The sequence below is a fragment of the Rhizobium altiplani genome (assembly GCF_001542405.1).
Classification (GTDB): domain Bacteria; phylum Pseudomonadota; class Alphaproteobacteria; order Rhizobiales; family Rhizobiaceae; genus Rhizobium; species Rhizobium altiplani.
This window is the reverse complement of record NZ_LNCD01000031.1, coordinates 15105-41211: the sequence shown is the minus strand read 5'-3', so window position 1 is coordinate 41211 and position 26107 is coordinate 15105. Positions and strand designations below refer to the sequence as shown.

23 protein-coding genes and 1 pseudogene are annotated in these 26107 nt (G+C 57.6%); 8 read left to right on the top strand and 16 right to left on the bottom strand.

The genetic code is table 11. The annotated features are described in order from the left end of the window. Positions 1–576 precede the first annotated feature (576 nt). From AS026_RS05250 to AS026_RS41630, 8 genes are all read right to left on the bottom strand, one after another. On the bottom strand, positions 577–1872 hold the full coding sequence (locus tag AS026_RS05250; RefSeq protein ID WP_062368834.1) for a DUF2254 domain-containing protein: 1296 nt from the start codon (positions 1870–1872) through the stop codon (positions 577–579). 1062 nt (positions 1873–2934) lie between these two features. Then, positions 2935–5310 carry a phosphoketolase family protein gene (locus AS026_RS05240; RefSeq protein WP_062368832.1) on the bottom strand — a complete coding sequence of 792 codons (2376 nt, stop codon included), beginning with the start codon at positions 5308–5310 and terminating at the stop codon, positions 2935–2937. Continuing rightward, positions 5295–6503, bottom strand: coding sequence for an acetate/propionate family kinase (locus AS026_RS05235; protein WP_062368831.1), 1209 nt, complete (start codon positions 6501–6503; stop codon positions 5295–5297). Before AS026_RS05235 ends, AS026_RS05240 begins: the two co-directional genes overlap by 16 nt. A 23-nt stretch (positions 6504–6526) precedes the next feature. After that, entirely contained in the window at positions 6527–6817 is a 291-nt protein-coding gene (locus tag AS026_RS05230) for a hypothetical protein (RefSeq protein WP_062368830.1), read from the bottom strand. Then, complete coding sequence (locus AS026_RS05225) at positions 6804–8429, bottom strand: MBL fold metallo-hydrolase (protein WP_062368910.1); 1626 nt, start codon at positions 8427–8429, stop codon at positions 6804–6806. The genes AS026_RS05230 and AS026_RS05225 overlap by 14 nt, the downstream gene beginning before the upstream one ends. Positions 8430–8519: 90 nt before the next feature. Next, positions 8520–9242 (bottom strand): CBS domain-containing protein, encoded by a 723-nt coding sequence (locus AS026_RS05220; RefSeq protein WP_062368829.1) that lies wholly within the window; start codon positions 9240–9242, stop codon positions 8520–8522. 108 nt (positions 9243–9350) lie between these two features. Then, positions 9351–10370, bottom strand: a complete 1020-nt coding sequence (locus AS026_RS05215) for a lysylphosphatidylglycerol synthase transmembrane domain-containing protein (protein WP_245307337.1) — start codon at positions 10368–10370, stop codon at positions 9351–9353. A 122-nt stretch (positions 10371–10492) separates the two neighbouring features. Next, positions 10493–10711, bottom strand: coding sequence for a hypothetical protein (locus AS026_RS41630; protein ID WP_131815284.1), 219 nt, complete (start codon positions 10709–10711; stop codon positions 10493–10495). A gap of 124 nt (positions 10712–10835) precedes the next feature. Here AS026_RS41630 and AS026_RS05210 point away from each other — a divergent pair, with 124 nt between their 5' ends. Together AS026_RS05210 and AS026_RS05205 are read left to right on the top strand one after the other, a co-directional pair. Beyond that, positions 10836–11273 (top strand): universal stress protein, encoded by a 438-nt coding sequence (locus AS026_RS05210; RefSeq protein WP_062368828.1) that lies wholly within the window; start codon positions 10836–10838, stop codon positions 11271–11273. Positions 11274–11310: 37 nt separating this feature from the next. Further along, complete coding sequence (locus AS026_RS05205) at positions 11311–11694, top strand: hypothetical protein (RefSeq protein WP_062368827.1); 384 nt, start codon at positions 11311–11313, stop codon at positions 11692–11694. Positions 11695–11741: 47 nt separating this feature from the next. On the opposite strand, the gene AS026_RS05200 is transcribed toward AS026_RS05205, so the two are convergent. The 4 genes from AS026_RS05200 to AS026_RS41955 form a co-directional block, all read right to left on the bottom strand. Then, the gene (locus AS026_RS05200) at positions 11742–12680 is read right to left on the bottom strand and encodes an ABC transporter ATP-binding protein (RefSeq protein WP_062368908.1); all 939 of its coding nucleotides are present in this window, start codon (positions 12678–12680) and stop codon (positions 11742–11744) included. A gap of 189 nt (positions 12681–12869) precedes the next feature. After that, positions 12870–15488, bottom strand: coding sequence for a magnesium-translocating P-type ATPase (gene mgtA / locus AS026_RS05195; protein ID WP_062368826.1), 2619 nt, complete (start codon positions 15486–15488; stop codon positions 12870–12872). A gap of 64 nt (positions 15489–15552) precedes the next feature. Next, complete coding sequence (locus AS026_RS05190) at positions 15553–15939, bottom strand: DUF5335 family protein (protein WP_245307336.1); 387 nt, start codon at positions 15937–15939, stop codon at positions 15553–15555. A gap of 4 nt (positions 15940–15943) precedes the next feature. Further along, complete coding sequence (locus AS026_RS41955; protein ID WP_425349762.1) at positions 15944–16309, bottom strand: SPW repeat domain-containing protein; 366 nt, start codon at positions 16307–16309, stop codon at positions 15944–15946. A 269-nt stretch (positions 16310–16578) separates the two neighbouring features. Here AS026_RS41955 and AS026_RS43075 point away from each other — a divergent pair. Continuing rightward, a pseudogene (locus AS026_RS43075) lies at positions 16579–16937 on the top strand (arylsulfatase); the annotation flags it as partial. Positions 16938–17193: 256 nt separating this feature from the next. Here the strand turns inward: AS026_RS43075 and AS026_RS05180 are convergent. Beyond that, a complete protein-coding gene (locus tag AS026_RS05180; RefSeq protein ID WP_062368906.1) occupies positions 17194–17718 on the bottom strand; it encodes an Hsp20/alpha crystallin family protein in 525 nt (174 codons plus the stop codon). A 483-nt stretch (positions 17719–18201) separates the two neighbouring features. On the opposite strand from AS026_RS05180, the gene AS026_RS05175 reads away from it, so the two are divergent. Next, positions 18202–18531, top strand: coding sequence for an ATPase inhibitor subunit zeta (locus AS026_RS05175; protein WP_062368824.1), 330 nt, complete (start codon positions 18202–18204; stop codon positions 18529–18531). Between the two features lie 64 nt (positions 18532–18595). Here the strand turns inward: AS026_RS05175 and groL are convergent, their stop codons facing one another. Further along, positions 18596–20212, bottom strand: a complete 1617-nt coding sequence (groL, locus tag AS026_RS05170) for a chaperonin GroEL (protein ID WP_062368823.1) — start codon at positions 20210–20212, stop codon at positions 18596–18598. Between the two features lie 253 nt (positions 20213–20465). On the opposite strand from groL, the gene AS026_RS05165 reads away from it, so the two are divergent. Beyond that, positions 20466–22016: a bifunctional aminoglycoside phosphotransferase/ATP-binding protein gene (locus AS026_RS05165; protein ID WP_062368822.1), complete on the top strand. Its 1551-nt coding sequence runs from the start codon at positions 20466–20468 to the stop codon at positions 22014–22016. Positions 22017–22324: 308 nt separating this feature from the next. On the opposite strand, the gene AS026_RS43070 is transcribed toward AS026_RS05165, so the two are convergent. Next, a complete protein-coding gene (locus AS026_RS43070) occupies positions 22325–22459 on the bottom strand; it encodes a BON domain-containing protein (RefSeq protein ID WP_342587550.1) in 135 nt (44 codons plus the stop codon). Between the two features lie 257 nt (positions 22460–22716). Between AS026_RS43070 and AS026_RS05155 the strand changes: the two genes are divergently transcribed. Together AS026_RS05155 and AS026_RS44415 are read left to right on the top strand one after the other, a co-directional pair. Further along, positions 22717–23367: a BON domain-containing protein gene (locus tag AS026_RS05155; RefSeq protein WP_062368820.1), complete on the top strand. Its 651-nt coding sequence runs from the start codon at positions 22717–22719 to the stop codon at positions 23365–23367. 254 nt (positions 23368–23621) lie between these two features. Beyond that, positions 23622–24125, top strand: a complete 504-nt coding sequence (locus tag AS026_RS44415) for a pyridoxamine 5'-phosphate oxidase family protein (protein WP_082728441.1) — start codon at positions 23622–23624, stop codon at positions 24123–24125. Positions 24126–24643: 518 nt separating this feature from the next. Here the strand turns inward: AS026_RS44415 and AS026_RS05145 are convergent. Further along, complete coding sequence (locus tag AS026_RS05145) at positions 24644–24826, bottom strand: hypothetical protein (RefSeq protein ID WP_062368818.1); 183 nt, start codon at positions 24824–24826, stop codon at positions 24644–24646. A 363-nt stretch (positions 24827–25189) separates the two neighbouring features. On the opposite strand from AS026_RS05145, the gene AS026_RS05140 reads away from it, so the two are divergent. After that, entirely contained in the window at positions 25190–26020 is an 831-nt protein-coding gene (locus tag AS026_RS05140; RefSeq protein WP_062368817.1) for a universal stress protein, read from the top strand. The last annotated feature ends 87 nt before the right edge of the window (positions 26021–26107 follow it).

The window sequence follows — 26107 nt, the reverse complement described above, 5'->3', positions numbered from 1 at the left end:
CCGCTCTTGACCGGTTTATCGCTTATGCGCTCGGCCTGCTGGTGCTGGCCTGACGCCACGCGCACCATTCCTGCCTCAACTTTCAGATGTCGCAAAAGGCGATCCAGCGTATACGGCCGCATTCATCGTGATCGCGCGACCCCTCCCGCTGCTGGTTCTTGCTCCTTTTGATATTGGCATCGGAGTGCGTAGCCTCCCAGCAAGATGAGCAGACCGACGCGATCCGATCCTAAGAAAGCTGGTCGCGCTGAACATCGTTGTCCTTCTTTCTGCCGCCTTTCTCCAGAACTGGCAGGATATGCTGAGCGCGGTTGGAACCTGGGCGATCGCCGCACAGTTGATCTATTACTGCGGACTGGCGGTGTATTCCTATGTGCTTTCGTTCGGGCTTCCTCCCGACAAGCGAAGCGTTGTCACGCTCGGAGTTTCAACCAGAAACGTGGGTGCCGCTCTTGCTACCTGACACAGATCCGCGCGCTGGCACGATGTGCATGCCGGCCGCCTGTATCACTTTGCTGGTTGGATTTGGCGTTGCGAAGTTATTGAATCGACTGACTCCGAACCCACGTCTTGAGCTCAATCCGAGCTAGCATGGCTCGACCGTCTCCCCGAGCCGCCCAGTCCTTGCGAGTCGGGCGTCCGAGCCAGGTTCAAATCCTCCGGAAAAACGTAGATCCTCTCGAGCATTCGGTCGAGCAGATCCAGTTCACTGAGGAGGGCTGGGCGACGATCGTCAGGCAGAACCTGTGATGCAAATTCGATTACCGCGCGCAGTCGACGGGCGATCTGGAAGTTTTCAGCGCCGTAGAGGCGGATCTCGCTGAAGGTTAACTGCACGAAATCCTCCCAGTTCGGCGTTCTGCAGATCAGCCGCAACTTGCCGGACTTGCTCCTCATCTCATCGCCGAGCAGGTGCCTTCCACCGACGAAGCATAGGAGACGTTGAAGCTGGTCGATCGCAAGGACGGCTGTCGTGGGATCGTTGATGGCCTTTGACAAAGCCTTGATGCCGATATCGACGATTATCCTGAACGCAAACGTCGAATCCTGCTCAAGTGTCCGCTCCGGCCCGAGAGCGACCAGGGTTCTCAACCTCCCTTCGTCTGGCAAGTTTTGGCCGTAGAGGCGGAATAGAACTTCGCCGGTTCCAACGAAGTCGCCGACCCTCGGCACAAGTTCGATGATAGAGTCTGTCCGCTCGGCCAGGGCTACGAGGGCTTTCACATTGACTGCGACGACGACAGCAGGGGTCGCCTGTTGGAATACGAGTTTGTCAGGCACGGCTGTGAACGGGATGCTATCGTCATGCGAGCCTCCGTTACCTGCAAGATCCGGATACACCTCCTCGATGACTGCATGCCCTCGTTCGCCGACCCTTAAAATGATACTGACGGGACGCAGCAACCGTGCCGCATAGTCGATCAGGTAGAGAAAGGCTGCGATGGACAAAAAGCCCAGTAGGCCAGCCATCCCAGAAACACCGTGAGGAACCGCCGTATCCAGTCTGGAAAGGGCGCCGGTCGCGAACAGGAGCGTAAAGATGAACAGGCCGACGGTAAACCGGATGGCGTTGTCCCGCAGAAGGGTCGTCGCGATGATCCTGGGCGTCAACTGACCACCGGCGACTTGAATCGCCACGAGCAGCGACCCGAATGTGAAGACGACGAAAGTCAACGTCATGGTGATGATCGTCTCCAGCATTCGTTGTGTCCCCGCTACTTCCCAGGGCCATATGTCGAGCGCCGGGGGCCAATCTCCGAAAGCGTAGACTAGCCGGATCGCGACGAGATAAAGGAGCAGCGCAATGAACGGAACGATCCACAGAGAGGATCTCATGTAGCTTTTAAAGCTGTACCACTGGTTCCAACCCATCGGCAAATCTCTCTGCTGGAGACTTAAACGAACGTGCCCAGGAGATTACCTCCTCGCCAGGAATGGACATTGATGCCGATCAAGATGGGGAAGCTTTTAGTTTGATCTAGCTCAATGTCAGCGGGTGATCTGCTGCTAGCATTCTTTGTGACCCAGTCATTTCGGTCGAGCCGATAACGAGTTCCGAAGTGGTCGGAACCGAAGCCGAGGTTGGCAGCGATGGCAAACAAAGCGAAATACGTCTGTGTGCCCACACGTCACGGTCTGTTCAATGTGGTTGATACTGCCAGTGGCTCGCCCGCCGAAGTTGATGCCACGACGGTCCTCCTCACCCGAAAGGAGGCTCGGCAGCTGATCGCCTGGCTGAACGGACGCGGCGCTAACGCGCGGGTCCGGCCGCAGGCATCGGACCAGACAGACCAAAGGCGGATCGAGAGTACGAGGGGGAACGCAATGGCAAAAGCGAACTTCAATCAAGCTGCCGAGGCACCCTCAAGATCGAATGCGCAGGCTCATCTAGAACGGATTCCGGCAAGCGGAATCTCTGCCTTCCGGAACGAGCAAGGCGTTTACGCCGACACGATTGCGCAGACCATCTTTGGAAGACATTGACCCAGCTGTACGCATCGCGGCGGGCCGAATAAGGAGAAAGCTCCCGAACGCGTCTTGACTACATTTCGAAAGGTGGCTTCGCTGCCTTTTTCAGCGCCAATCCGGACGTGACAGGAAGGTCCGCAGCCAAACCTGCATAGAACGAGGTGGACTCATCACGCGCTCCCAAGCCATCGGTTCATGGCCGCTGTTGTTGGCTTATGGCTCCGGGCGCCCTGCCTGGGACGCTACGCACCCTTCACAACGAGCCGCCAGCAGCAACGGTCGTCGCGGAGCCCATCGACGATGCGGGCGGCAACGGCCCAACGGCCCAAGCTTCTCGCTTCCTGCCAGATGAAATCGTCGGCAAACTTGTCGCTGCTGGCGCGCGCTGCGATCCTTGACCAGTCATTCTAAAGCGCTGTGGCACGCTGCGACACTGAAAACATCATCGCTGCCGACCATCGTTCCTCACACCCGTCGCCATCGCCAGCCAGTGATTTCGGCCATGTCCTCTCCGCTTTCCGTGATGAACGCTGTGTGTTCGGCGAGCTTGTCTTTCAGCTTCTCGGTCACGTCCGGCACCTTCGCGGCCAAACCCGGAACCCGTTCGATCGCCTCCAAAGCGAGGTGATACCGGTCGAGCTGATTGATTACCGTCATGTCGAACGGAGTTGTGGTTGTGCCTTCCTCCACGAAGCCTCTAACGTGGATGTTCTCATGGTTCGTCCGTCGGTACGTCAAGCGATGAATGAGGCTGGGGTAGCCGTGGTAGGCGAAGATCACTGGCCTGTCCGTGGTGAAGATTTCATCGAACGTCTGGTTGTCCAGGCCATGGGGGTGTCGATCCGGATCCTGCAGGGCCAAGAGATCGACGACATTGACGGTCCTGATCTTCAACGCTGGGATCGCTTCATGAAGAAGCATTACCGCCGCGAGCGTTTCCATCGTCGGCACGTCACCCGCGCAGGCCATGACGACATCGGGCGAGACCGTGTCGTCCTCGAAGCTCGCCCATTCCCAAACGCCCAGGCCGGCTTCGCAATGTCTGATCGCTTCTTCCATCGACAAGTACTGCGATTCCGGTTGTTTTCCCGCAATGATGACATTGACGCGGTTAAAGGTCCGAAGGCAGTGGTCGCCGACCCACAGCAGTGTGTTGGCGTCGGGGGGCAGATAGATGCGAACGATGTCAGCCTTCTTGTTGGCAACAAGGTCGACGAAACCCGGATCCTGGTGCGAGAAGCCGTTATGATCCTGTCGCCAGACATGCGACGTCAGCAGATAGTTGAGCGAGGAGATCGGCTTTCGCCATGCCAGCTCCCGCGAAACCTTGAGCCATTTTGCATGCTGGTTAAACATCGAATCGACGATGTGGATGAAGGCTTCGTAGCAAGAGAAGAACCCATGCCGACCTGTGAGAAGGTAGCCTTCAAGCCATCCCTGGCACAAATGTTCGCTGAGGACCTCCATGACCCGTCCGTCTCGAGCGAGGTGGACGTCGTATTCCTCGATCTTCTGCAACCATACCCGGTTGGTCTCCTCGAAAACGCTCCCGAGGCGATTGGATTCGGTCTCGTCCGGTCCGAAGATTCGAAAGTTGCTTCCGCCGGCATTGAGCTTGAGGACGTCGCGCAGGTATCTTCCGAGAACCTCGGTCGACTGGACTTGGAGTGACCCGCGCTCGCCCACTTCAACTGCATGTTCGGAAAGCTTGGGCAGGATCAGTTCGGTTCGAAGACGACCGCCGTTCCCGTAAGGAACTGCGCCCATTCTCTTGTCACCTTGCGGAGCAAGCGCACGAAGTTCCGCTTTCAGACGGCCGTCCCCATCGAAGAGGTCCTCTGGTTCGTAGCTCCGCATCCAGTCCTCGAGGATCTTTCGATGGCTATCGTCGCGCCGGCAGTTTGCAACGGGAACCTGATGAGCTCTCCAGAAGCCCTCCACCTTCTTGCCGTCAACCTCCTTGGGGCCTGTCCAGCCTTTCGGACTGCGCAATATGATCATCGGCCACCGAGGCACGTCGCGGTACTCGGGCTTGGAGCGAGCATCGGTCTGGAATGCCTCGATCAGATCGAATGCCTCATCGAGCGCCTCTGCCATTTTCCGATGCATCTCGGCTGGCTCGTGGCCTTCGACGAAGATCGGTTGATAGCCGTACCCCCAAAACAGACTTTCGAGATCGCCGTCGCGCGTTCGTGAGAGAATGGTCGGATTGGCGATCTTGTAACCATTCAGGTGGAGGATCGGCAAAACCGCGCCGTCGCGCTCGGGATTAAGGAACTTGTTCGAATGCCACGCCGCCGCCAGGGGGCCGGTTTCGGCTTCCCCATCGCCAACGACGCAGGCGACCACCAGACCGGGATTGTCGAAGGCGGCTCCGAAGGCATGGACGAGCGCGTAGCCGAGTTCTCCGCCTTCGTGGATCGAACCGGGGGTCTCGGGTGCTGCATGGCTTGGAATTCCGCCTGGAAAGGAGAACTGCTTGAAGAGCTTGCGCATACCGGCGATGTCTTCTGACACCTCCGGGTAGATCTCGCTGTAGGTGCCTTCGAGATAGGTGTTGGCCACCATTCCCGGCCCGCCATGACCGGGGCCGCAGACATAGAGAACGTCGACGTGACGGTGCTTGATGATGCGGTTCAGGTGGGCGTAGATGAAGTTGAGTCCGGGTGTCGTCCCCCAGTGGCCGAGCAGCCGCGGCTTGATGTGCTCGGGTTTGAGCGGCTCCCGTAGGAGCGGATTGTCCATCAGGTAAATCTGGCCGACAGACAAATAGTTGGCGGCGCGCCAATAGCGGTCTGTCAGATCTAGTTCCTGTCCCCGCAGGATCACATTGTCTGCCATTGTCGCTCTCCTCGATGAATTCCATGTGTGCTAATGACGGCGAGTGCCTCGTCGGCGATCACCTGCTCCTCGTCAGTGGGGATGACGAACGCTTCGATGGCGCTGTCCTTTGAGCTCAGGACTGTCGCATTCGACTTGTTGGCGGCCTCGTTCAGCGAGAGTCCCATCCATGACAAGTGCCTCTCGATGCCTTTGCGTATCTCCGGCTGATGTTCCCCGATGCCCCCTGTAAAAACCAGCGCATCGACGCCGCCTGTTGAAACGGCCAGACGGCCAACCTCGCCGGCAATTCTGAAACAGAATAGATCAAGTGCCTCCCTTGCGGCGGGGCGGAAATCTTCCAGCAGCGCTTGAGTGTCGCCACTTATTCCCGAAACCCCCAGAAGGCCGCATTGGTGATAAAGGAAGTCCTCCAGTTTGTCGGCATCCGCAAACTCGGATCTGAGCAGGTGGATCAGCACCCCTGGATCGAGCGTGCCCGGTCGTGTCGCCATCGGGATACCGTCGAGAGCAGAAAATCCCATGCTGGTATCGATGCTGACGCCGTCGACCATGCCACAGAGACTTGCGCCGTATCCGAGGTGAGCGCAGACCACCCTGGCGCCGCCGATGTAAGGTGCAAATCTTTGAAGATAGGTGGCTATGTACTTGTAGGAGAGGCCGTGGAAGCCGTATCGACGTATTCCTGCGTCGTGCATTGCGCGGGGAATTGCCAGCCTAGTCGCGAGACTGCATTGCGAAGTATGGAAGGCCGTGTCGAACGATGCCGTCTGAATAACGGACGGATAGAGGGCGAAGACGGCATCGATCACGTTTAGCGCTTGAGGCTGGTGAAGCGGGGCCATTGGCGTCAAACTTCTAATTTGCGACATGGCGCCGCCGGTGAGAAGCGTCGGACCTTTGAAAATCAGCCCACCATGCACGACGCGGTGTCCGACAAAGTCGATATGGCAATCGCCGTGCAACAGCCGATCAAGAACGCTTGAGATGACCCGGATGCCAAGGCCATCGGAGGCGGCGGGCAGATCGATCTCCTGGATTTCGTCATCGCTGCCGTACTTGAGGCGAGGTTGCTCGCCGAGGGAGACGATAGCGCGGCCGAGACGCTTGGCGGCGCCGGAACCGATGTCGAAGAGGCCGATTTTCAAGCTCGACGAACCGGCATTGAAGGTAACTCCAACTTCCTTGCTCATGATGACCTCGCTCGGCCTTTAGCCTATCGGGAGCCGGCCTCTTTCACCGCAGATTCCAACATCTGCAGCGCATAATCTGCAGTCGCCTTCTCGTCATCCGAGCAGAGATTCAGGGCGTGGCATCGATGCTTCATGTCCCGCAGAATGCGACGCCGAACTCTTTCCACGACCGGTGCATGCTCCTTCTTCAGGAGCTCCTGCAAACAGGCGACGGCGACCAGCTCCGAGACCATGAGCTTGCCTTCCACTTCGCCTTGAGTGGGGACCGCGAAATGTTCGCCGCCGGGTTTGTAATCCCGATCAGTGGACAGCATTTTCGTTCTCCTTTGCAGCGACTGTATCTTGCTCCGGTTCCAGGGCCCGTTTGACCTTACGGAGAATGACGGCCCGACCCTTCCGGTCGGCGGCCTGGTTCAGACGGTCGGACAGATCGAGGACGAAGCTCTGGAAGTCGTTGTGCCAATCGGGGCGGCCAAGCTGCTCCGGCGCAAGCCGGACACGTGCCGCATCCTCGAGCAGACGGGCGCCGTCCCCGGTCAGGACGAAACTATCATCGAGCCGAGGCTCCATCACGGGAACCTTCAGGGTCTTCGACAGTCGTCTCGTCAGAGCGCTGCGCGCTGCGGGCTCGCCGTGAACGAGGAACACTCCTTTTTCAATCGGCGCTCGTGCCGAAACCCATTCCTCAAGATCGCTGGCGTCTGCATGCCCGCTGTAGGCATCGAAGGCTATGATTTTCGCGTGCACCAGGATCTCGTCGCCCTGGATCCGCACCACACGGGCGCCGTCTTGGAGGATTCGACCGAGGGTTCCTGCTGCCTGGAAGCCCACCAGGAGAACCGTGCACTCTGGTCGCCAGAGCCAGTTGCGCAGCCGGTGCCGGATGCGTCCTGCTTCACACATGCCGCTTGCCGCAATGATGATATGGAAGCCACGGACGAGATCGAGAGCCTTCGACTGCTCTGCGGATTCGGTGAATCGGACATTCGGCGCGTTGAGTGCACGTGTGAATGCGGCAGCGTTTGCAAGCTCTCCGGCCTGCGCTTTGAACACTTCGGTCGCTCTGGAGGCCAGCGGCGAGTCGATCATGATCGGCGAACGAGGAAGACTGCCGTCGTCCATCAATGCAACAAGGTCCGTTAGCACTTCCTGCGTGCGCTCCACGGCGAAGGAGGGGATCAGAAGCGCGCCGTTCGGATTGTGGGCCTTGGCTACGATCTCTCTCAAGCGGTTGCGACGTGCGACTTGCGTGTAGTCATCGCGCTCGCGGTCGCCATAGGTGCTTTCGCAGACGAGGTAGTCGACGCCCGCAGGAGCCTGCGGCAGCCCTTCCAGCATCTTGTAGCGAGTGCCGACATCGCCCGAAAAAAGAAGACGCCGCAGACTGTCGGCGACGCCCACTTCGATCTCGATCGTGGCCGATCCGAGCAGGTGTCCAGCGTTCCAGAAGCGGAACCTGACCCCGCCTACTGCTTCTCGCCACTCCTGGTATGGCACGGATACGAATTGGGGCATCAACATGCGGGCGTCATCAGCCGTATAGATGGGCTCGACAGGTTCCCGTGACCGCCTGCGGTTGCGGCGGTTGAGCTGTTTGACCTCCGATTCCTGGATATGTCCGGAGTCCTGCAGCATGACCCCGCACAGTTCCATCGTCGGTGGGGTCGCGTAGATCGGTCCACTGAACCCTTCCTTTGCGAGCTTGGGCAGAAGGCCGGTATGATCGATATGGGCGTGCGTCAGGAGAACGGCGTCTATTTCTCCTGGATCGAAGGGGAAGGGACGATAGTTCAGCTCCTTCTCGCTTTTCGAACCCTGGAACATGCCGCAGTCGATCAGAATTCGGGAATCAGCAACCTCGAGGAGGAAGCACGAACCGGTGACAGAGCCGGCCGCGCCGTGGAAGGATAACTTTGGTTCCTGCATGTTCCACCTATGAGCTTTGACGAGAGCATACAGAAGGGGGGCGCCGCTTCCTTGACGGAGATCAATCTGGCCCCAATCCAATCGGAACGCTCAGATGGGATCCTCTTCGCCAGCCGGCGGCGGCAGAGCCACTCCGTAGTACGGATCAATCCAGGTGAGATGGTCCGTGATCGCTCTGACCCCTTGTACATTCTCAGCGGCAACCTTCGCGGCGAGACGCTCCCGTTCGTCGAAGATGGTACCGGAGAGCTCGGCTACTCCGTTTCTGACCTGGCAGCGTATGAATCCATTCCTGCTCCAGCTTTGCTTCGCCAGTTCGGCATCGACCGCCTCCTGGATTTGGACGTCCTGAGTGGATGGAGTCGAAGATTTTTCCACTTCAGTCAGGGCGCGAAGGAGGTCTGAACGCGCTATTATGCCGACTAGTCTTCCGTCCGAGATCACGGGGAGCCGCTTCACCTCGTTTCGCTCCATCAGACGAACGGCCTCGGAAAGTGCCGCAGTCGGAGGCACGACGACGAGGTGCGAGTTCATTATTTCGTCAACACGCCGTCCGTGAGAGCGCACGTATTCGTCGGCGATCTTTCCAGGGCTTGCAAGCCAGCTTTGCAACCAGGACCGTCTGCGGTCGGTGTTGAGCTCGTATCGCCGCAGGAAGTCGCCTTCGGTAATCATGCCAACCAGCACTCCGTCGTCATCGACGACAGGAAGGCCACTTATCCGGTTGGCGAGCATTATTTCGGCCGCCTGCAACACCGTGCAGGAAGCGCCGACGGTGATCGGGGACGGGGTCATTGCGCTCTCGACTATCATGTCTGTTCTCCGATCCAGAACCTCTTTTCAAGCCGTTCGATCCACAACATCGACTGAAGAGGCACGGCCGATACAATCATACATCTGCCCGACGTACATTGACGGAGGTCAAGGATCCGCCTGTGCCTCCCGGTGGGTCAGCCACATTCCCGGAAACATGGGCATCCAGAACGACATTCCTCGGAAAATCAGCGTGGCAGCAAGAGCGACTTCGATGCCGACTCCAAGCAAGTGGAGGACCGCGACGCAGCCTCCTTCGAACGAACCTAGGCCGAGCGGGATAGGTGAGACGGTAGCAACGACCGACGCGAGAACGAAGGCCAGGAATGCAGGAGTGGGGCCGATACTTGCGCCGAGAGATCGCACGGAGAACCAGAGCGTGGTGGCATCCAGAACGAAAATCGCCAGTTGAAAGAAGATTGTCGGGCCTAGTACTTTCGGATCACTAGCGATGTCGGTCCGAACCTGTGCAAGCGCTTTTGCAAGGCGTGCCATCAGCGGCGTGCGCAGCACAGACCTTGGGATCCAACGGCCCTTGGTAACCGTGACGGCGACCAGGCAAACGGTGATCAAGATAACGATCGCGGCAAACATGATCGAGAGCCATTCCCACGTGTCGCTGAGATCACCGGTCGACCACAACAGGGCGAAGGCAAGCCCCGCCATCAGAAGGTAGGCGGCGTAGTAGGAAAGGGCGGCGACCAGCAAGGCGGTTATGGCGATGGACGAGGGGATCCGCCGCCGCACGAGGCCGCGGGCAACCAATAGACTTCCGCTCAGACCGCCTGTCGGGATCGCCTGGTTGGCGAAGAGTTCCATGACAGCCAGTTTGAGAAGCTCCGCAAGTCGAAGCTGAAAACCTGCGCGCCTCGTGACCATCTGCCAGACGGCCGCGGCGCAGGCGTAGGTCCCAAGCTGACAGGAAACAGCCGCGGCGATCCAAAGCGGACTCGCCGCCTTCAACACAGCCAATAATTCGGCGATATCGGCGAAATGCAGCAACAGTCCCATCACGCTGGCAAATATCAGCGCGCCGGCGAACCAACCGATGATCACACGTGCGGAAGATTGTTCAGGTTTCAGAAGAAGGTCGTCCGACCCTGCCAAATGTCCCTTCGCTTTAGCCAACAGTCGCCTCCGTGGTTGTCGCGGTCTCGGGATCACCAGCTTTTTCCGTTGAAGTGGCGGAAAATCCTCGGGCGTGATCGTTTCGTGCTCGAGCAGCAGGTTCGCACCGGCGGTCAGGTCCTTCATTCTCGTTGACAAGAGCTTCGTGTCGTCTTTGAACGCGCATCGATCATGTCGTGAACAACGACATCCACCTGACGGGCCGTGGCCTCCGAATAATCCCTGTCATACGCGCCGGCATGGCCGTCGTTCAGCCATTGGAACCGGCGAGGTGTTCCGCCAAGCTGTTTCCTCAAGGTGGCTTTGCACGTCCGCTCCCCGCATTCCTTGATCTTGGTCAAGGTAGGGTTGCCTTGCGAGCAATTGGAAAAAGGGCGACGAGCGGAGTTTCCTCGCCGAACATTGACAAGGATCAAAGACGGGCGAGCGACCGGTCGTAATATTTCTCTGATGAGGAAGAGTGCCATGTTTGCAAAGATTCTCGTGCCAACGGACGGATCCAGGCTTGCAGTTACGGCCGCGGAGAACGCGGTGGCATTTGCGCGAGACGCGAAAGCATCGGTCGTTTTCGTCTGCGTGATCGAACCGTTTCGCATCTTCACAACGGACAGTGACAAGCTGGCAACCAGTCGGGAAGACTATGAACGGCTGTCGGATGAGCGAGCCGTTCAATTCCTGAACGACGTCGAGTTGCGCGCCCGTCATCAGGGAGTCACCTGCTATACTGTCAAGCTCCGAAGCGATGAGGTTCACCAAGCCATCATCGAAACAGCCGTTCTTAATGGATGCGATCTGATCGCAATGGCATCGCATGGTCGCGGAGGCGTCGCCGCGCTGATCCTCGGCAGCGTTACGAACAAAGTCCTCAGTCATTCGCATATCCCTGTGCTCGTATATCGATAAAGGGAACGGGAATTTACGCGCCAATGGGGGAACCGAAATGATCCAAAACGCCGACCATACCTATCCCATTCCTTCGAATCTTCCGGCTATTGCGGCTGCGGAGAAGCTTCTGGAGGCCGGCGTCGGCTTTCAGGTTCAAGTTTTGAGCGCGGCGTCGCGGCTCCAGATCGAGTCCTTCGACTTTCTGATGCGCCGTTGCCAGCAGCAGGTGAGGTTAGTTGGTGATCTCGTCGGAAGCGCCGGAAGCAACGACGCTCTCGACGTCATCGGTGATTTCGTTCGAGTTGCTAAAATTGACTACGCCGCCGAAGTGAGCACTATGCTCATGATTGGTTCGAAGCTGGCCTCCGAGGCGGCACACCGGATCCGCGAGGAAGCCGCTTCCGGTTTGAACGACATGGCTGCTCGAACTGTCGCCTAGCTTTCCTTTCCTTCTTCCTGACGATATGTCAGGAGGACATCGCAGACCTAATTCGCCTGGATGTTTGCCTGACTGGCATTTGCCGTGCTCGCGTCGCGGATAAGCTCGTACTTCACCTGGGTTACTTTCAAGTCGCGATACCAGTCGACGAGCGCTCCCCAGGGGTCCGACACTTTGTTGAGGCCCGCAATGAAGGCGACGACGGTCCCAATCTCGATCTTGCCCGTTATGACATAATAGCCGCCAAGCGCGAATATTCCGGCAAAACCGAGCTGAAACATCAGGTTCATCAAGAAGTTGAGCGCGTACTTGAGCTTGTAGATGCTCATGTTGGTCGAAAATAGTCGCTGGACGCGGGCTGCCTGGTGCTTCGGCGAGTTCGGCGAAGTATGGTCGACCATCTCCTCGCTGAGGTGTCGCATGACCGTGATCTTCGTCTTGACCCGCTGATTGATTAGCCCTTGGAGAACAGGAACCAGGACGGACTGCGGGACGAATACGGCGATGACGGCTAGAGCAAGGAGCGGCTGAAGGTAGATCATGTAGCTACCGACTGCCAAAAGGATGCCCGCCTGTAGGATTGGCTCCGAGATGCTGGTGCCGACAAACCCGCCCACAGGTTCCGCCTCCGCGAGCACGATCGACATTTCGACGCCTTCGGCCAAGGTGGTAAGATCATCGGGATGGCGTTCTCTCGTATCGATGACCGCCATGCGAAGCCAACGAATGGAAACTTCTCCGATCCAGCCGCGGTAGACGTTCAAAACAAGCTTGATCCCACCTTCGCTCAGGACGAGCGCCAAGTAGGCGAGCACGAGTACGAGGATCGTGTTCAGAGCTGCTCCCTGCGTCGCGCCGTTTACGATGCGTCGTTGAACCTCGAGCGGCAGAATTCCCACGGCGAACAAGAAAACCGAGAGCAAAACCAACATTGCCTGATGGCCCCTTCCCATCATCGAGATGAACCCGGAAAGCCTCCGCGGCATGGCGTCTTCCTTGCGAGATAGCATATTCGCCTCCGTGTCTGCCTGTGCGGGCGCCTCGTGTCGTCTCCCCTCAAATCCCATCGCGCGTCCTCCTGAGAGGACATTCAGCCAGATCCGGGCCCTCGCTTCATTGACTCACCGCAATTTCGCTGCTGGTCGGTAGGTCACGCGGAGATCGAGCACCTATTCCTACAAGCCCCATCTTCGGACAAACCAGACCTTCGCCAGATGTGCGAGGATTGCATAGAGAAAGAGGATTGCCGCCAGCATTGGCCAGTACACAAGAGGCAGGGACACGAAGCCCAGCGCGCTTCCGACGCCAGTAAAAGGCAGGAAAATGCCGATGCCCGCGATGAGGAGGCTCGTTGTCACCAGGGCCGGGCTGGCGGAGCTTTCGACGAACGGAATGCGGGTAGTCCGTATGATATGTATGACCAGAGTCTGCGTCAGCAGCGACTCCACGAACCATCCCGTTTGGAACAGGGCGGGATTCGTCCACGCCTTAAACACGACCAGCATCACGGCGAACGTCAGATAGTCGAAGATCGAACTGACCGGGCCGAGCACCAGCATGAACCTGAAGATACCAGCTATGTCCCACCGCCGCGGCGATGCCACGTATTCCTCGTCGACCGTATCGGTCGGAATGGCCGTTTGCGAGACGTCGTACAGCAGGTTGTTGGTGAGAACCTGGATTGCTGTCAGTGGAATAAACGGCAGGAAGATGCTCGCACCGAGGACGCTGAACATGTTTCCGAAATTCGAGCTCGCGCCCATTCTGATGTACTTAATGATATTTGCGAACACCTTGCGCCCCTCGATGACGCCCTCCCGCAGCACGAGCAGGTTCTTCTCCAACAGGATGATGTCGGCCGACTCCCTGGCTATGTCCACGGCACTGTCGACCGAGACGCCGACGTCCGCGCTCTTGAGTGCCGGTCCGTCGTTGATGCCGTCACCGAGGAACCCGACCACGTGACTGCTCGCCCGCAGGAGCCGGACGATGCGCTCCTTCTGACTTGGAGTGAGTTTCGCAAAAACCGTGGCAGACGCTGCTATCATCGTAAGCTCGACGTCCGTCATTGCGTCGAGTTGTGGGCCGAGAAGGATGTCCTTGGCCTGGATTCCGACGTCGCCGCAAATCTTCCGTGTGATGACCTCGTTGTCTCCCGTAAGTATTTTCACCCGGACACCGCTGGCTTCCAGCGCGGCGATGGCCTTCGAGGCGCTCTCCTTTGGCGGGTCGAGGAACGAGATGTAGCCGAGCAGAATGAGGTCGCTTTCGTCTTCGACGCTGTAGTCCGGCTTCGTCTCGCTCATATCCTTGTACGCAACCGCGACGACACGAAAGCCGCTCTTGTTCAGCAGTACGGTCTCCTTCTTGGCCGTCTCGAGGTGTCCCGCGTCCAGGGTTCCGATGGCCCCGGCATCTTCGTATCGCGTCGAGGCCGCGAATATCTCCTCGACTGCCCCCTTGCAGATGAGAATATGCTTGTCGCGTCTGTCGGAGACGATCACAGACAGCCGACGACGAGAGAAGTCGAAAGGGATCTCGCCGATTTTTTGAAAGCGCTCGTCGACTCCAAGTGCTTCGTGGACGTCGCCGTGCTCCAGAACGGCGACATCGAGCAGGTTCTTCAGCCCTGATTGAAAGTAACTGTTGAGGTAGGCGTAGTGCAGCACGCGCGGCGAATCCGCGCCATGGATATCGACGTGCTGTTTGAGGATGATCTTGTCCTGCGTCAGCGTCCCGGTCTTGTCGGTGCACAGAACATCCATTGCGCCAAGGTTCTGGATCGCGTCCAGACGCTTGACGATCACCCTGGATCTGGCCATCGCCAGCGCGCCCTTGGCAAGGTTGACCGTCACCGCCATCGGGAGCATTTCGGGCGTTAGCCCGACAGCGATCGCCACGGCAAAGAGCAGAGCCTGAAGCCAGTCTCCCTTCGTGATGCCATTGATGAGGAATACCGAGGGGCCGAGAACGAGGGTCACGCCAACCATCAGCCAGGTGAAACGCCTGATCCCGCGATCGAATGCCGTCTCCTCCTGCTGCGCCACGACCTTTTCGGCCAGCGCTCCAAAGAAGGTGTTTGCCCCAGTTCGGATCACCAAGCCTCGACCGAACCCGCTCACGACGTTCGAACCCATGAAGCAAAGATTGGTCCGATCCAAATGTCCCTCGACTAAAATGCGAGGGAGAGTCTCCTGCTTTTCGATGGGCATTGCCTCGCCGGAAAGCGCCGACTGGTTCACGTAGAGACCCGTGGCCTCGAGGAGGCGGAGATCGGCAGGTATGAGATCACCCGCCGATAGTACCACGACGTCTCCAGGTACGAGCTCTTCGAGGTCCTCAGTCTTCGGGCGCGCCTCGCCAGGACGGACAACGCTTGCTGTTGTCTTTACCATCTGGCGGAGCTTCGCGGCGGCCTGGCTGGAACGATGCTCCTGGGCGAATGCCATACCCACGGAGAGCACAACGATCGCCGATATGACGACCGCCGCCCGGATATCTCCGAGGGTGTACGACACCAGCCCAAGTGTCAGCAGTAGGGCGTTTAGAGGGCTCTTGGCACGCGACCAGATCTCGCTGAGCAGTGGCGCGCGCTGCTCATGACTAACCAAGTTCGGGCCGTATTGCTCTCGCCGAAGACGAGCTTCAGCGGACGAGATGCCAGAATGGCTCGAACGAAGCAGCTCGCAAGCTTTGTCCTGCGAGCACTCACTCATCATTCCGAGGCCCTCGAGAGGAGGCGCGGCGGGGTAGATGGCGTGGACAATCCGCATTCCAGCGCTCACGTTCATCATGCCGTTCGAGCCTCCAAGTTTTTGCGAGAACGCTAGCCGGAAAGCCGTTCAGACAGTCCTGCACCTAGGCAAACGTCATGAGCTGATGTCTGTCCCCTGCGTCGATAACTTCGATGGCGAAAACCCTTCCATCGTCATCCTGTATCGAGATCTTCTGCGGATGATCGACAACGTGCGTCATGCCCTTGACCGATATTTCAAGAGCGTCTTCCTTCGGCTCATAGGTGGCACCAAGTAGGGGTGCCGATCTCACCAGAATCTGGTCGCCAATTGTCGCACCGAGGACTTCGATCTTGATTTCCTTCCCCTCCACTTTCTTGCGAAGGCGCGAGAAATAAGCAGCCCATTCGGATTTTGGGAGCACCATAACGCCCATCTTTTCATCTCCTTCTGTTAGGGATCCTGCCGCGGAGAGCAGAGCTTCTGTCGTGCGCGATGTGTGAAAGGTCATCATCTTACTCCTGTCTCGGGCGACGCCCGCGTCCTGAGAACACGGAAATGCCTGAGAGAACGACCATGACGCCCCCGATGATAACGGTAGCCCAGTCGGCGGTACTCGGGTCTTTGACCGGCTCGACGACCCATGGCAAGGCCATCAGCCAGATGCCGAGCGCGCACTCGACAAAGGCTTCCCATTTACCAGGAAGCACAATGCCTGCGACTGCGGTCACCCCGGTTGCCAGGCCGGTCAAGAGAAAGGCCCAAGCCATCGTGTCGCCCGCCATGGGATCTCCGAAGGTCGACGGGAGCAACCACGGGAGTGCGAACACTAAGCTTCCCAGGGTAACCATTATCGGATCCTGCCAGCCTGCTTCGTTCATTGCATTCACCCACGGCCGAGTTCGTGACGGGTGCCAGGATAGAACTCCTAGTTCAGAGTACATTGCGCTCGATCAAAATGACGGATCAATGTGAGAAAACCAGCGCGCCAAGGTCGAGCGATTTCGACCAACGACCGGCTTCTGGAATTCCTGAACGCTCTTTGAGCAGGAGAACTATGCCGAGTGTCGACCATCGGTTCGCGGCCGAACTGGCCGGGCAGCGCGTTGTGCCGTCCCCATCAGAAAAGGCGTTCTGAATAATTCGACGGTTCGGCTATGACGGCCTCGGCGCAGGAACGCTCGCATACAATAATATGAGCGGCCTCGGACGATCCGGCAGCGGCACACTCAAGGCGGACGGCAGGGCCGTGGACACTAAGGCGACGGAGCACACCCTGCCGATGATCCTGTAGTGGGGTGAGAACTTCGATATCGGCTCCGACACTCTGACCGGTGTCAACGATGCCGATTACCAGCCCCCATTCGCGCTGACCGCTAAGCTCATCAAACTGACGCTCAAGGTGAACCGGCCGACGCGGTTAGAGCGGATGTCAAGAACCTCAAAAATATGCAAGCGATCGCGATAGACGGCAAGCCGATTCACCACATGCAGCCTGCGCCGCAATAGTCTTTGCATAGCAGGACGGACCACACGACCAGCGTATACTCGTGCGTTTTTAACTAGAGACGGATCCGAGCAATTGGGGCAACGACGCGGACTGTCAAACTGGTGGCTTACGCACAAAAGAAGGCCCCGCGGTCGCAGGGCTGAGTTGTTTGGACATATGCAAAGGCGCCGCTTGGCGTCACATCGAATGCAAGCGGAGCAACCCACTTAAACGCTGTCGGCCAATTTGGTTCTACACCAGAACGTGCGTCGCTTCTCAACCCGCCGCGATCTCAATCTTCCGATCGTTTCTCTTCGCATTGGGGGTCTTGGGCAGCGTCACCTTAAGGATGCCCTTCGCGAAGGCGGCGCTCACCTTGTCTGTATCGACGTACTCCGGAAGCTGGAAGGAGCGCTGGAAGGAGCCGTAGTGACGCTCAGAAACGTGATACGATTTATCCTTGTCCTCCTTCTCCTCAGTCTTCTCGCCGCGGATGGTCAGTACGCCGTTCGCGAGCGAGACCTCGATGTTTTTCTCGTCGAGGCCGGGGACTTCCGCCGTGATTTCAAATGCGTCGTCCTTTTCTACGACATCAACGGCAGGTGACACTACCCATCCGCCGTTCGATCCTCCAGATATGCGTCCCAGCAGGGGCCGGGCAAGCGGACGCCATGACGAGGGACCAAAGTCGTCGAACAGGCGGTCAATTTCCGTGCGAAGGGACTCGAAGGGCGACCAGAAGCCGCCTTGACCCGGAGCAGAAGTCTTGGGTTCTGTCTTAACGGGGAATTTGTCGGGCATGATCATCTCCTGTTTTCCAAGGAGGTCCGGAAGCCGGATCCCACTACACTGATTTGCACTCGAGAACGAGCCCAATGATCAAAGCACGTTCCGCATCGTGAAACTTTGATTCCGGTCAAAGAACGAGTCAGCTTGCGCCGCTGACGTCGCTTCCACCAAATGGCGGGACCGCAATGCTTAGCCCACGCTCGCATCGACGGTAGATCGGGCTGAACCGCCACACTTTGTTGACCTACCGAGGTGAAGGGCAGAAAGTCACGGGGCGCGCCATCGAGTAGTCTCTTTCACACGGATACCCGTCAACGACAAACAACACGAAAGCGATAAATCAACGATTGTTTTCACCTCTTGATGGTCGCGTCCTCGTGGACGATTTCGAGCCCGTTGAACATTGACGCATGTCAATGCGCACCTGTTCCCCAATGACCGATAAGAGTTCCTAGCTAACAATCGGACCGACTATGTCGATTGGAGGACCAGATCATGAAATGCGACGATAGACGGAGACTGCTCGAGGATCGATACATTCTTGATTTTGAACGGCTGCTCGAGGTGCGTTCGCGTCGAAATCGCCTCCTGGCACAGTGGGTATGTTCTTTGATCGGACGAAATGACAGGGATGCTTATGTTGCCGAAGTCATGGAAGCCGGCAGTTCGGCGCCGGGAGACGAGGTCATTCTGAGAAAGGTCTTGAAAGACCTCAAAGATGCTGGCGAGGACGTCGATGAGGCGACGATCCAGAACGAGATGCACGAACTAGTGTTTACGGCGGCCGAAGATATCGCGCGCGAAAGCGCGCAGTTGCCGATTTAGCTCGTCACACTCATTCGCAAAGGTATTACGAGCGACCACGAAAGCTTCGAACTGCCTTCGTCGTCTACGCGATTGCTTCGGGCTGTTGTGACGGGAGAGGTTCGGGGACCTCCGTCATTGTTGCCTCCGTCAAAAGAAGCACGCCGGCAACCGATACTGCGTTTTCTAAGGCCACACGCACGACCTTCGTTGGATCAATGATACCTTCCTCAAGCATATCAACGTAGCGGTTGCGCGCTGCGTCGAAACCAATCATGCCTTGGCTTTCCAGCATCCGGGCAACGACAACTCCGCCGTCGACAGCCGAGTTCTCGGCGATTTGACGCGCTGGTGCCTCCAGGGCTCGTCGGAGGATCTGAACGCCAGTTCGCTCGTCACCCTCGCAGAGTGCTTCGGCAGCGGCAACGGCACTGACGCACCGTAAGAGCGCCAGTCCACCACCAGGGACAACCCCCTCCTGAACAGCAGCCTTAGTCGCGTTTATCGCGTCGTCGAGGGCCTCCTTCTTTGCCCTCATCTCGGCTTCGGCCGGCGCACCAACCCGGATAACAGCAACACCACCGGATAGCTTCGCCAAGCGCTCCTGCATCTTTTCACGATCGTAGTCGCTCGTGCTCTTTTCAATATCTCTGTGGAGTTGGTCGGCGCGCCCCTTTATCTCTGACTGCTTGCCGCTGCCGCCAATAATCGTTGTCGTGTCTTTGTCGACAATCACACGCGAGGCGGCTCCGAGATGATCGAGCGTGATATTCTCGAGCTTGAAACCAAGATCCTGGGAGATGAGCTGCCCGCCTGTCAGAATGGCGATGTCCCGGAGCATCTCCTTTCGACGATCACCGAAGCCGGGCGCCTTGACGGCGCAGTTGTGCAAAGTGCCACGAATCTGGTTTACAATGAGAGTAGCGAGGGCCTCGCCGTCGATGTCTTCGGCGATCACCAGCAGCGCCTTGCCTGATTTCGCGATCGCCTCCAGAACGCCAACGAGATCATTGAGGGCAGAGATCTTTCGATCGAAGATCAGGATCCTCACATCCTCCAGGACAGTTTCCATCTTCTCGGACTCGGTGGCGAAATAAGGTGAGATATAGCCCCGGTCGAATTGCATACCTTCGACGACGTCGAGCTGGGTTTCCATCGTTTTCGATTCCTCGACGGTGATTACGCCGTCCTTCCCGACCTTTGCCATCGCGGTGGCAACGAGCTTGCCGATCATCTCATTGTTATGGGCGGAGATCGCTGCCACCTGCTCCTTCTCCCTGTCTGTCGTCACCGGGCGGGAGAGCTCGGCAAGGGTTTTGATAGCTATCGCCGCGCCTCGGTCAAGACCGCGCTTAAGATCAACCGCATTGGCGCCTGCCACGACATTGCGATGACCGTCCGCCAACATCGCATGGGCAAGAATCGTCGATGTGCTCGTACCGTCCCCCACGACCTCGCCTGTTTTCTCCGCCGCGGTGCGCAACATTCTGGCGCCGAGATTCTCTTCGGGATCTCTCAGGCTGAATTCTTTCGCGATCGTAACTCCGTCGTTGCAGACGATCGGCGTACCCCATTTCTTTTCGATGAGGACAGACTTCGATTTAGGTCCCAAAGTGAGGCGAATGGCGTCCGCGAGCTTTGTGGCTCCCTGCAACACCTTGCCGCGAGCTTCCGTGCTGAAAAGGATCTGTTTGTATGGCATCCCAGCCTCCCTTCGGGTCGCGGGCTTTGTCCAAAGCCCTCTGCATCGTTCAGAATGGCGCATTTCAGGCCGAGATTGTTTGACGAGTATCAAATTAGGGCCACGGCTGTTCGTCGATTTATCCCTCCGGGACGGCAGTGGCCTGAACCCTGGCCCGCTTGCAAGTGCACTGAGCGCTGTACGCATTGACCAGGGTCAATGTCAGACCAGCGAACGTCGATCAGGATCTCCGGTCTGAAGAAGGAGGATCTCCATGCTCGTACAGGATCAATCCGCGATCGTGGCCTTTCTGAAGGAAGCCTTGCGCAGGGATGAGCTTCCGGTTGAGGTCATAAGCACGCATATCTCGATCATTTTTCTGTCAGGAGACCGCGCTTACAAAATGAAACGCGCGGTCAAACTTCCCTATGTCGATTTCTCTTCGATCGAGGCCCGGTTGGCTGCATGCCACAAGGAGATCGAGTTCAACGGCGTCACCGCGCCGGAGACCTACCTTCGCGTCAGATTGATCACGGAAGAGGCTGCCGGCCACTACAGTCTTGACGGCAAAGGCCCGACACGCGAGGCGCTCGTCGAAATGCGTCGTTTTGATCAGTCGGCGCTGCTCGACAACGTCGCCAGGTCGGGCGGCTTGACGCCCCAAATGATCAATTCACTGGCATATGCAATAGCGCGTCATCACCGTGGCGCGAAACCTGTCGACACGGTTTCAGGGCGAAAAGCCGTCTCGTCGGTTCTCGATATCAACGAAGCCGGATTTGCGACAAGCAATGTCTTTTCTCGAGAGGAAGTGCGAGAGCTCACATCGAGTTTTCATCGATCCCTGGGAAGTCTTGCAGATATCCTTGAACAACGCGGACAGGAAGGAAAGGTACGCAGGTGCCACGGCGATCTTCACCTCAGAAACATCTTCTTGCTGAACGGCGAGCCACGCCTGTTCGACTGCATCGAATTCAATGATCAGATAGCCACGAGCGACGTGCTCTATGACCTTGCGTTCTTGCTGATGGATCTATGGCATCGCGGAGAGTATACGCTGGCGAACCGGTTGATGAATCGCTACTTTGATGAGACGGACGACGAGGAAGGCTTCGAGACGCTCCCGTTCTTCCTGGCGCTTCGCGCTGCAGTTCGTGCCCACGTTCTTGCCACCAGTGCGGCAGATGCGCAGTCGCAGCAGCACGACAACCTCATCAAAGAAGCAAGATCATACTTTCAGCTCGCAGGCTCGATGCTGTGTGAAAAACCACCCCGTCTGATAGTAATAGGGGGCCTCAGCGGCTCAGGCAAGACGACGCTTGCGGAAGCCCTGGCACCGCTAGTCGGCGCCGCACCAGGTGCCCGAATAATCGAAAGCGACAGGCTGCGAAAGGCGCTGCATGGGGTTCCTCCCGAGACAAGGCTGCCGGCGGCAGCTTACCGACCAGATATCTCGGCGAAGGTCTACCGGGAGATGGCCTGGCGCGCGCGGCTCCACCTGAAGGCCGGCGGTTGCGTGGTCGTTGACGGCGTCTTCGACAAGCCGTGGAATCGCAAGTTAATTGAGGAGTCGTGCAACGGCGGTGAACGCATTTTCCAGGGTATCTGGCTTGATGCTGATCCGGCACTTCTTAGACGGCGTGTAAACGACCGCTTAAGGGGCGTCTCTGACGCCGGTATTGAAGTCTTGGAGCAACAGCTTGATCACTCGCTAGGCGCTATAGAATGGAAGCGGTTTGACGCAGGAAAGCCCACCAATGTTCTGATTGATGAGTTACTTCGCCCACAAGACGCAATAGCAGAAAACTTCGACGCTTCGATCTAAGAATACGGTAGAAGCGCCGCAGAGGCACGCCGAGGTTGCTGCATGGCTGTTCAACGTTACGACGTGCGCGATTCACCTGCAGCTTCGCCGCCCGGTTCTGGAGGCCTGTAAAGCGTCAACATTTTCGACGCTGAAGGGCGCCTCGTCCTTCGCCTGCATATGTGAGAAAGGGGACTGTAGAAAACCGCCAGCGCCGGAGCTGAGCGGGAGCAACTCGAGGCGCGAACTCTAGACCTTTGGCGCCGCCTCGAATCCCTTCAAATTTAGCCGATACGCAGATGATCCTCGACGGACTTTACGCCTGCCGCTCAGGCGGCGTGTTCGGCGGCCTGCCGCTCGGTCCAGCGCTTGACGGTTCCATCAAGCGTGACCTGACCGTCAAGCACGTTCACTTGGATAGCTTGAGCCTCGAGTTCTGCGTCGCGCCGGAACGCTACTTCGATCCGCCGTTTGACGTCGCTCGAGGTCGGGCGAGGGGCTACCGCAATCAGGTTTGAGATGTGGAGGAGTGGATCTTAGGGACAAATAGAAGCCCGAACTTTGATCTGTCTCAATTGGCGCGCGTCGGCTCCTGCGGCGCCATTAATGCCGGTACACGGTTTCGCGTCATTTGATCGAGCGCAATGCAGTCCCGGCAAAAGGGACCGATCATGAACACAAGGTCTTCCCTCGATGAATTTTGGTCAATGGAGGAATTGTCATGAACGATCTCGCATTACGCCAAAACATCATCGACGAACTCGGGTTCGAACCGAGCGTCGATGCGGCCAATATCGGCGTCGCGGTCGAGGACGGCGTCGTCACCTTGTCAGGCCATGTTGGCAGCTACGCAGAAAAGATCGCTGCTGAAATGGCCGTGAAGCGGGTGAAAGGTGTGCGTGCTCTCGCCGAGACGCTCGAGGTCCGGTACGCGGGCCGCAAGCACCATGCGGACGACGAGATCGCGGCGCGGGCCTTGGACATCATTGAGTGGGACGCGCTGCTGCCGGACGGCGCGATCGGCGTCAAAGTTCAAAAAGGCTGGGTGACGTTGTCAGGAGAGGTGCCATGGCATTTCCAGCGGGTGGCGGCTGAAAAAGCGGTCATGAAGCTTGGCGGCGTCGTCGGAGTAACAAACGTATTGTCGATCAAACCCGTGGCATCCATTCCCGATGTCAAGAATCGCATCGAGGGTGCACTGAAACGTAATGCCGAGGTAGAGGCGGACCGAATCCAGATCGACGTTTCCGGTGGCAACGTCACGCTGAAGGGTGGGGTAACCGGTTGGCGGGAACGCAGCGTTGCGGAGCGGGCCGCCTGGTCGATTCCTGGAGTCGTCAGCGTCATCAACGATCTCGCGGTCAGCGGCTGATCAGGAGCATGTAGAACAGAATTGGCGAGGCTGAACCCAGACTTGCTCAACAAGTAGGATTGCGACATGCACGTCCAAGACGGTTACAAATGGCTGCGCTGGTTGGTTCTTGACCATGCGTTGCTGCTGGTACTCATCGTGATGATTGCGACGGTGTTTAGCGTCCTCTTTTATCATGCAGACAGTGTCACCCGGTCAGATTTTCGGTTGCAACGATCGGTCGAGGATCGACGTTGAGAAACGGAGTGATTTAAATGTCAATGGCATTGAAAAGCATGACGCATGCGGAATGCCTGGAAATGCTGAGAGGAAGGCACTTTGGCCATCTGGCTTGCACTAACGAAGGGCAACCGTACGTCGGTCCCATCTACTTCGCGTTCCAGTCAAGAGTAGCCTATGGCTTTCTCCATGCCCGGACGAAAAGTCGAGTGGATACGACAGAATCCGACGGTGTGTCTTCAGGTCGGCCATCGAAGGGCAGTTGGAGAAGCGTAGTGCTCAGTGGCGAGTTCCAGGAGTTTCTTGATAACGCTTGGCACGAGGAACGTCTTGAAATCGGCTCGCCGAAGCCTGATGAAGTTCCACCAGCGCATGCCTCTCCCCATCTCTTCTACGGCGTCTATATGAACGATGTCTCCGGCCGAGCCGGATGCAGATTGGCTGAGCGTGGTGGAACTATGGTCCTTGATCGCCTACAGACACAGCCTTCTAGGCTCGCTTTCCGTCGAATTACGAGACGCTTGCATCTCCTGACCTAGTGAACGGTGTCTGAAAACAGTTTCCTCGAGGCGCGTTCTGGCGGAAATCTCGCAATGAGTATTCGCGAAATATCATCGACGCTACTGATGCCGAGTCGGTAGATTTGGATCGCCAGCGCGCAGACGCGGGAGGAAACCGCCTCATCTAGCGGCATGTCGTAGTGTCGATACCAATAGGCAGAGAGTTTGTCCAAGTCCGATAGGGTTAGAAACAGGTGGTTCATCTACCACTCTCCAGGTGCCGGAAGTATTATCGATGCTTCCTCTCTCCGCTGAGAAGACCTTGATTGATGTCAATGCAGCGTGTTCAAGTGCGCGAGGGACAACGGATTTCGATTGCCGCAATTAATCGTTACGCCGTCGTGCACTCTGATGCGTGTGCGAATGGGTCCGCAAGGATTAGAACAGCCATTCTTTGGAATTGGCGGTTCCCGCGCCCAAAACAAAAGACGACGGACACCAGAGCGGTGATATGCCAAGATTCCGTGCTCAGTATCACGTTGGGCACGAATGGGACATCAGAACCCGTTTCCCTTGGTCGGCGGAATGAACAGATCCAGATACCCAAGTTTGGGTTTGGGCGGTTTCTTTTGTGATTGGGCACGGACCGCATGGGTTTGTTCGCGCGTCATTGCCATGACGGCATGATCAACAAGAACCGTCGGCGCGATCACAAGGCATACCGCAAAGATCTTTAGCATGGCCGGCTCCTTTCCTTTTCGCCGAGGATTTTTCATCCAAGGAGAATTTTGTTCATTGCGCTTGGTCAAAATGGCGCGTCTGTTCGTGTGAATATTCTTTCGACGCGAACGGGCTCGAATCAGGCGATTTTGCTGCACCAATCGCCATAATGGAAAGGTGGCCAGCGAGCCCTGAGGCTTTAGACAAATTGGCCTTGCCTCTGGAGGTCATGTCTCATCCGGCATCGATCGGACTGAACTCAAACGTCATTTTATAGCGGTTGTTCTCAGGCTGATGAGCAATGAAAAACAGCACTTTGACGCACATCAAGGAAACCGTTTGAGCGCGCGATAGACTTCGCATGTGACAGGGAGATTAGTGCCATGAGCATCAAGACCGTCATGTGTGTCTTTAGCGTCGACCGCTGGAACCAGGACATCAAGTGTGCCATCGAGTTCTGCGAAGCGCAGGGAGCGCACATGACCGCGATGGTGATCTGCATGTGTTCCGTTCCGCCAGTCTCCGTCTACCCCGTGACGGTAACCCGGCTCGACGAGCAGCAGAAGCAGATCGATCTTCTCGCCGAAGAAGCGGATGCCATTCAGAATATACTAGAAAGGACTGAACTGTCCTTCGACATCCAGGAAATCTATACGGAATTTGCGTGGGCCGACGAGGACATCGCGCAGCATGCCTGCTACGCCGACCTCGTGTTGGTCGGGGCCCAGGCCGCCGGTGATGAGAATCTCCAACGTAGGATCATCGACGGGGCCCTTTTCCAGTCTCCGACGCCAATCCTTGTCAATCCCCGCATGCAAGCGGTCTCGTCATTTCCGAAGTCTATACTTCTCGCTTGGGATTCGAGCTACGCGGCGGCGCGTGCCACCCGCCAATCCCTGGAGTTTCTCAAAGGCTGCGATGCCGTGCACGTGACGCTCGTCGATCCCGTCGCCAGGAGCTATGAGAGCGGCAAAGAACCGGGTGCCAATATTGCCACGTTTCTCACGCGGCATGGCGTAAAAGTGGAAGTCGACAAGGTTGCGAGCGGTGGACGCCGCGTGGACGAAACGTTGCGCCAACATGCGATGGACGTCGCTGCCGACATGGTAGTCATGGGGGCCTACAGGCACCCACGGCTCCAGCAGCGGCTTTTCGGCGGTGTCACGCGCTTCATGCTCAAGAATAGCGACGTTCCGCTCTTCTTGTCACGTTGACGACGCATCCGGACGTGAATTCTTTTGCGATCATTGAGCGTGACGTCCGACTCCGTTCGTCAGGGGCCAACCTTCCCGCGAGCCTCT

Bases quoted from the DNA above. Each gene is read 5' to 3' on its own strand.
- AS026_RS41955 (WP_425349762.1), bottom strand. From the start codon at position 16,309: ATGAACGAAGCAGGCTGGCAGGATCCGATAATGGTTACCCTGGGAAGC.
- AS026_RS05205 (WP_062368827.1), top strand. From the start codon at position 11,311: ATGATCCAAAACGCCGACCATACCTATCCCATTCCTTCGAATCTTCCG.
- AS026_RS05210 (WP_062368828.1), top strand. From the start codon at position 10,836: ATGTTTGCAAAGATTCTCGTGCCAACGGACGGATCCAGGCTTGCAGTT.
- AS026_RS05250 (WP_062368834.1), bottom strand. From the start codon at position 1,872: ATGGGTTGGAACCAGTGGTACAGCTTTAAAAGCTACATGAGATCCTCT.
- AS026_RS05235 (WP_062368831.1), bottom strand. From the start codon at position 6,503: ATGAGCAAGGAAGTTGGAGTTACCTTCAATGCCGGTTCGTCGAGCTTG.
- AS026_RS05155 (WP_062368820.1), top strand. From the start codon at position 22,717: ATGAACGATCTCGCATTACGCCAAAACATCATCGACGAACTCGGGTTC.
- AS026_RS05230 (WP_062368830.1), bottom strand. From the start codon at position 6,817: ATGCTGTCCACTGATCGGGATTACAAACCCGGCGGCGAACATTTCGCG.
- AS026_RS05240 (WP_062368832.1), bottom strand. From the start codon at position 5,310: ATGGCAGACAATGTGATCCTGCGGGGACAGGAACTAGATCTGACAGAC.
- AS026_RS05220 (WP_062368829.1), bottom strand. From the start codon at position 9,242: ATGATAGTCGAGAGCGCAATGACCCCGTCCCCGATCACCGTCGGCGCT.
- AS026_RS05165 (WP_062368822.1), top strand. From the start codon at position 20,466: ATGCTCGTACAGGATCAATCCGCGATCGTGGCCTTTCTGAAGGAAGCC.
- mgtA (WP_062368826.1), bottom strand. From the start codon at position 15,488: ATGATGAACGTGAGCGCTGGAATGCGGATTGTCCACGCCATCTACCCC.
- AS026_RS05225 (WP_062368910.1), bottom strand. From the start codon at position 8,429: ATGCAGGAACCAAAGTTATCCTTCCACGGCGCGGCCGGCTCTGTCACC.
- AS026_RS05200 (WP_062368908.1), bottom strand. From the start codon at position 12,680: ATGCCGCGGAGGCTTTCCGGGTTCATCTCGATGATGGGAAGGGGCCAT.
- AS026_RS05175 (WP_062368824.1), top strand. From the start codon at position 18,202: ATGAAATGCGACGATAGACGGAGACTGCTCGAGGATCGATACATTCTT.
- AS026_RS05145 (WP_062368818.1), bottom strand. From the start codon at position 24,826: ATGCTAAAGATCTTTGCGGTATGCCTTGTGATCGCGCCGACGGTTCTT.
- AS026_RS05190 (WP_245307336.1), bottom strand. From the start codon at position 15,939: ATGACCTTTCACACATCGCGCACGACAGAAGCTCTGCTCTCCGCGGCA.
- groL (WP_062368823.1), bottom strand. From the start codon at position 20,212: ATGCCATACAAACAGATCCTTTTCAGCACGGAAGCTCGCGGCAAGGTG.
- AS026_RS05180 (WP_062368906.1), bottom strand. From the start codon at position 17,718: ATGCCCGACAAATTCCCCGTTAAGACAGAACCCAAGACTTCTGCTCCG.
- AS026_RS44415 (WP_082728441.1), top strand. From the start codon at position 23,622: ATGTCAATGGCATTGAAAAGCATGACGCATGCGGAATGCCTGGAAATG.
- AS026_RS05140 (WP_062368817.1), top strand. From the start codon at position 25,190: ATGAGCATCAAGACCGTCATGTGTGTCTTTAGCGTCGACCGCTGGAAC.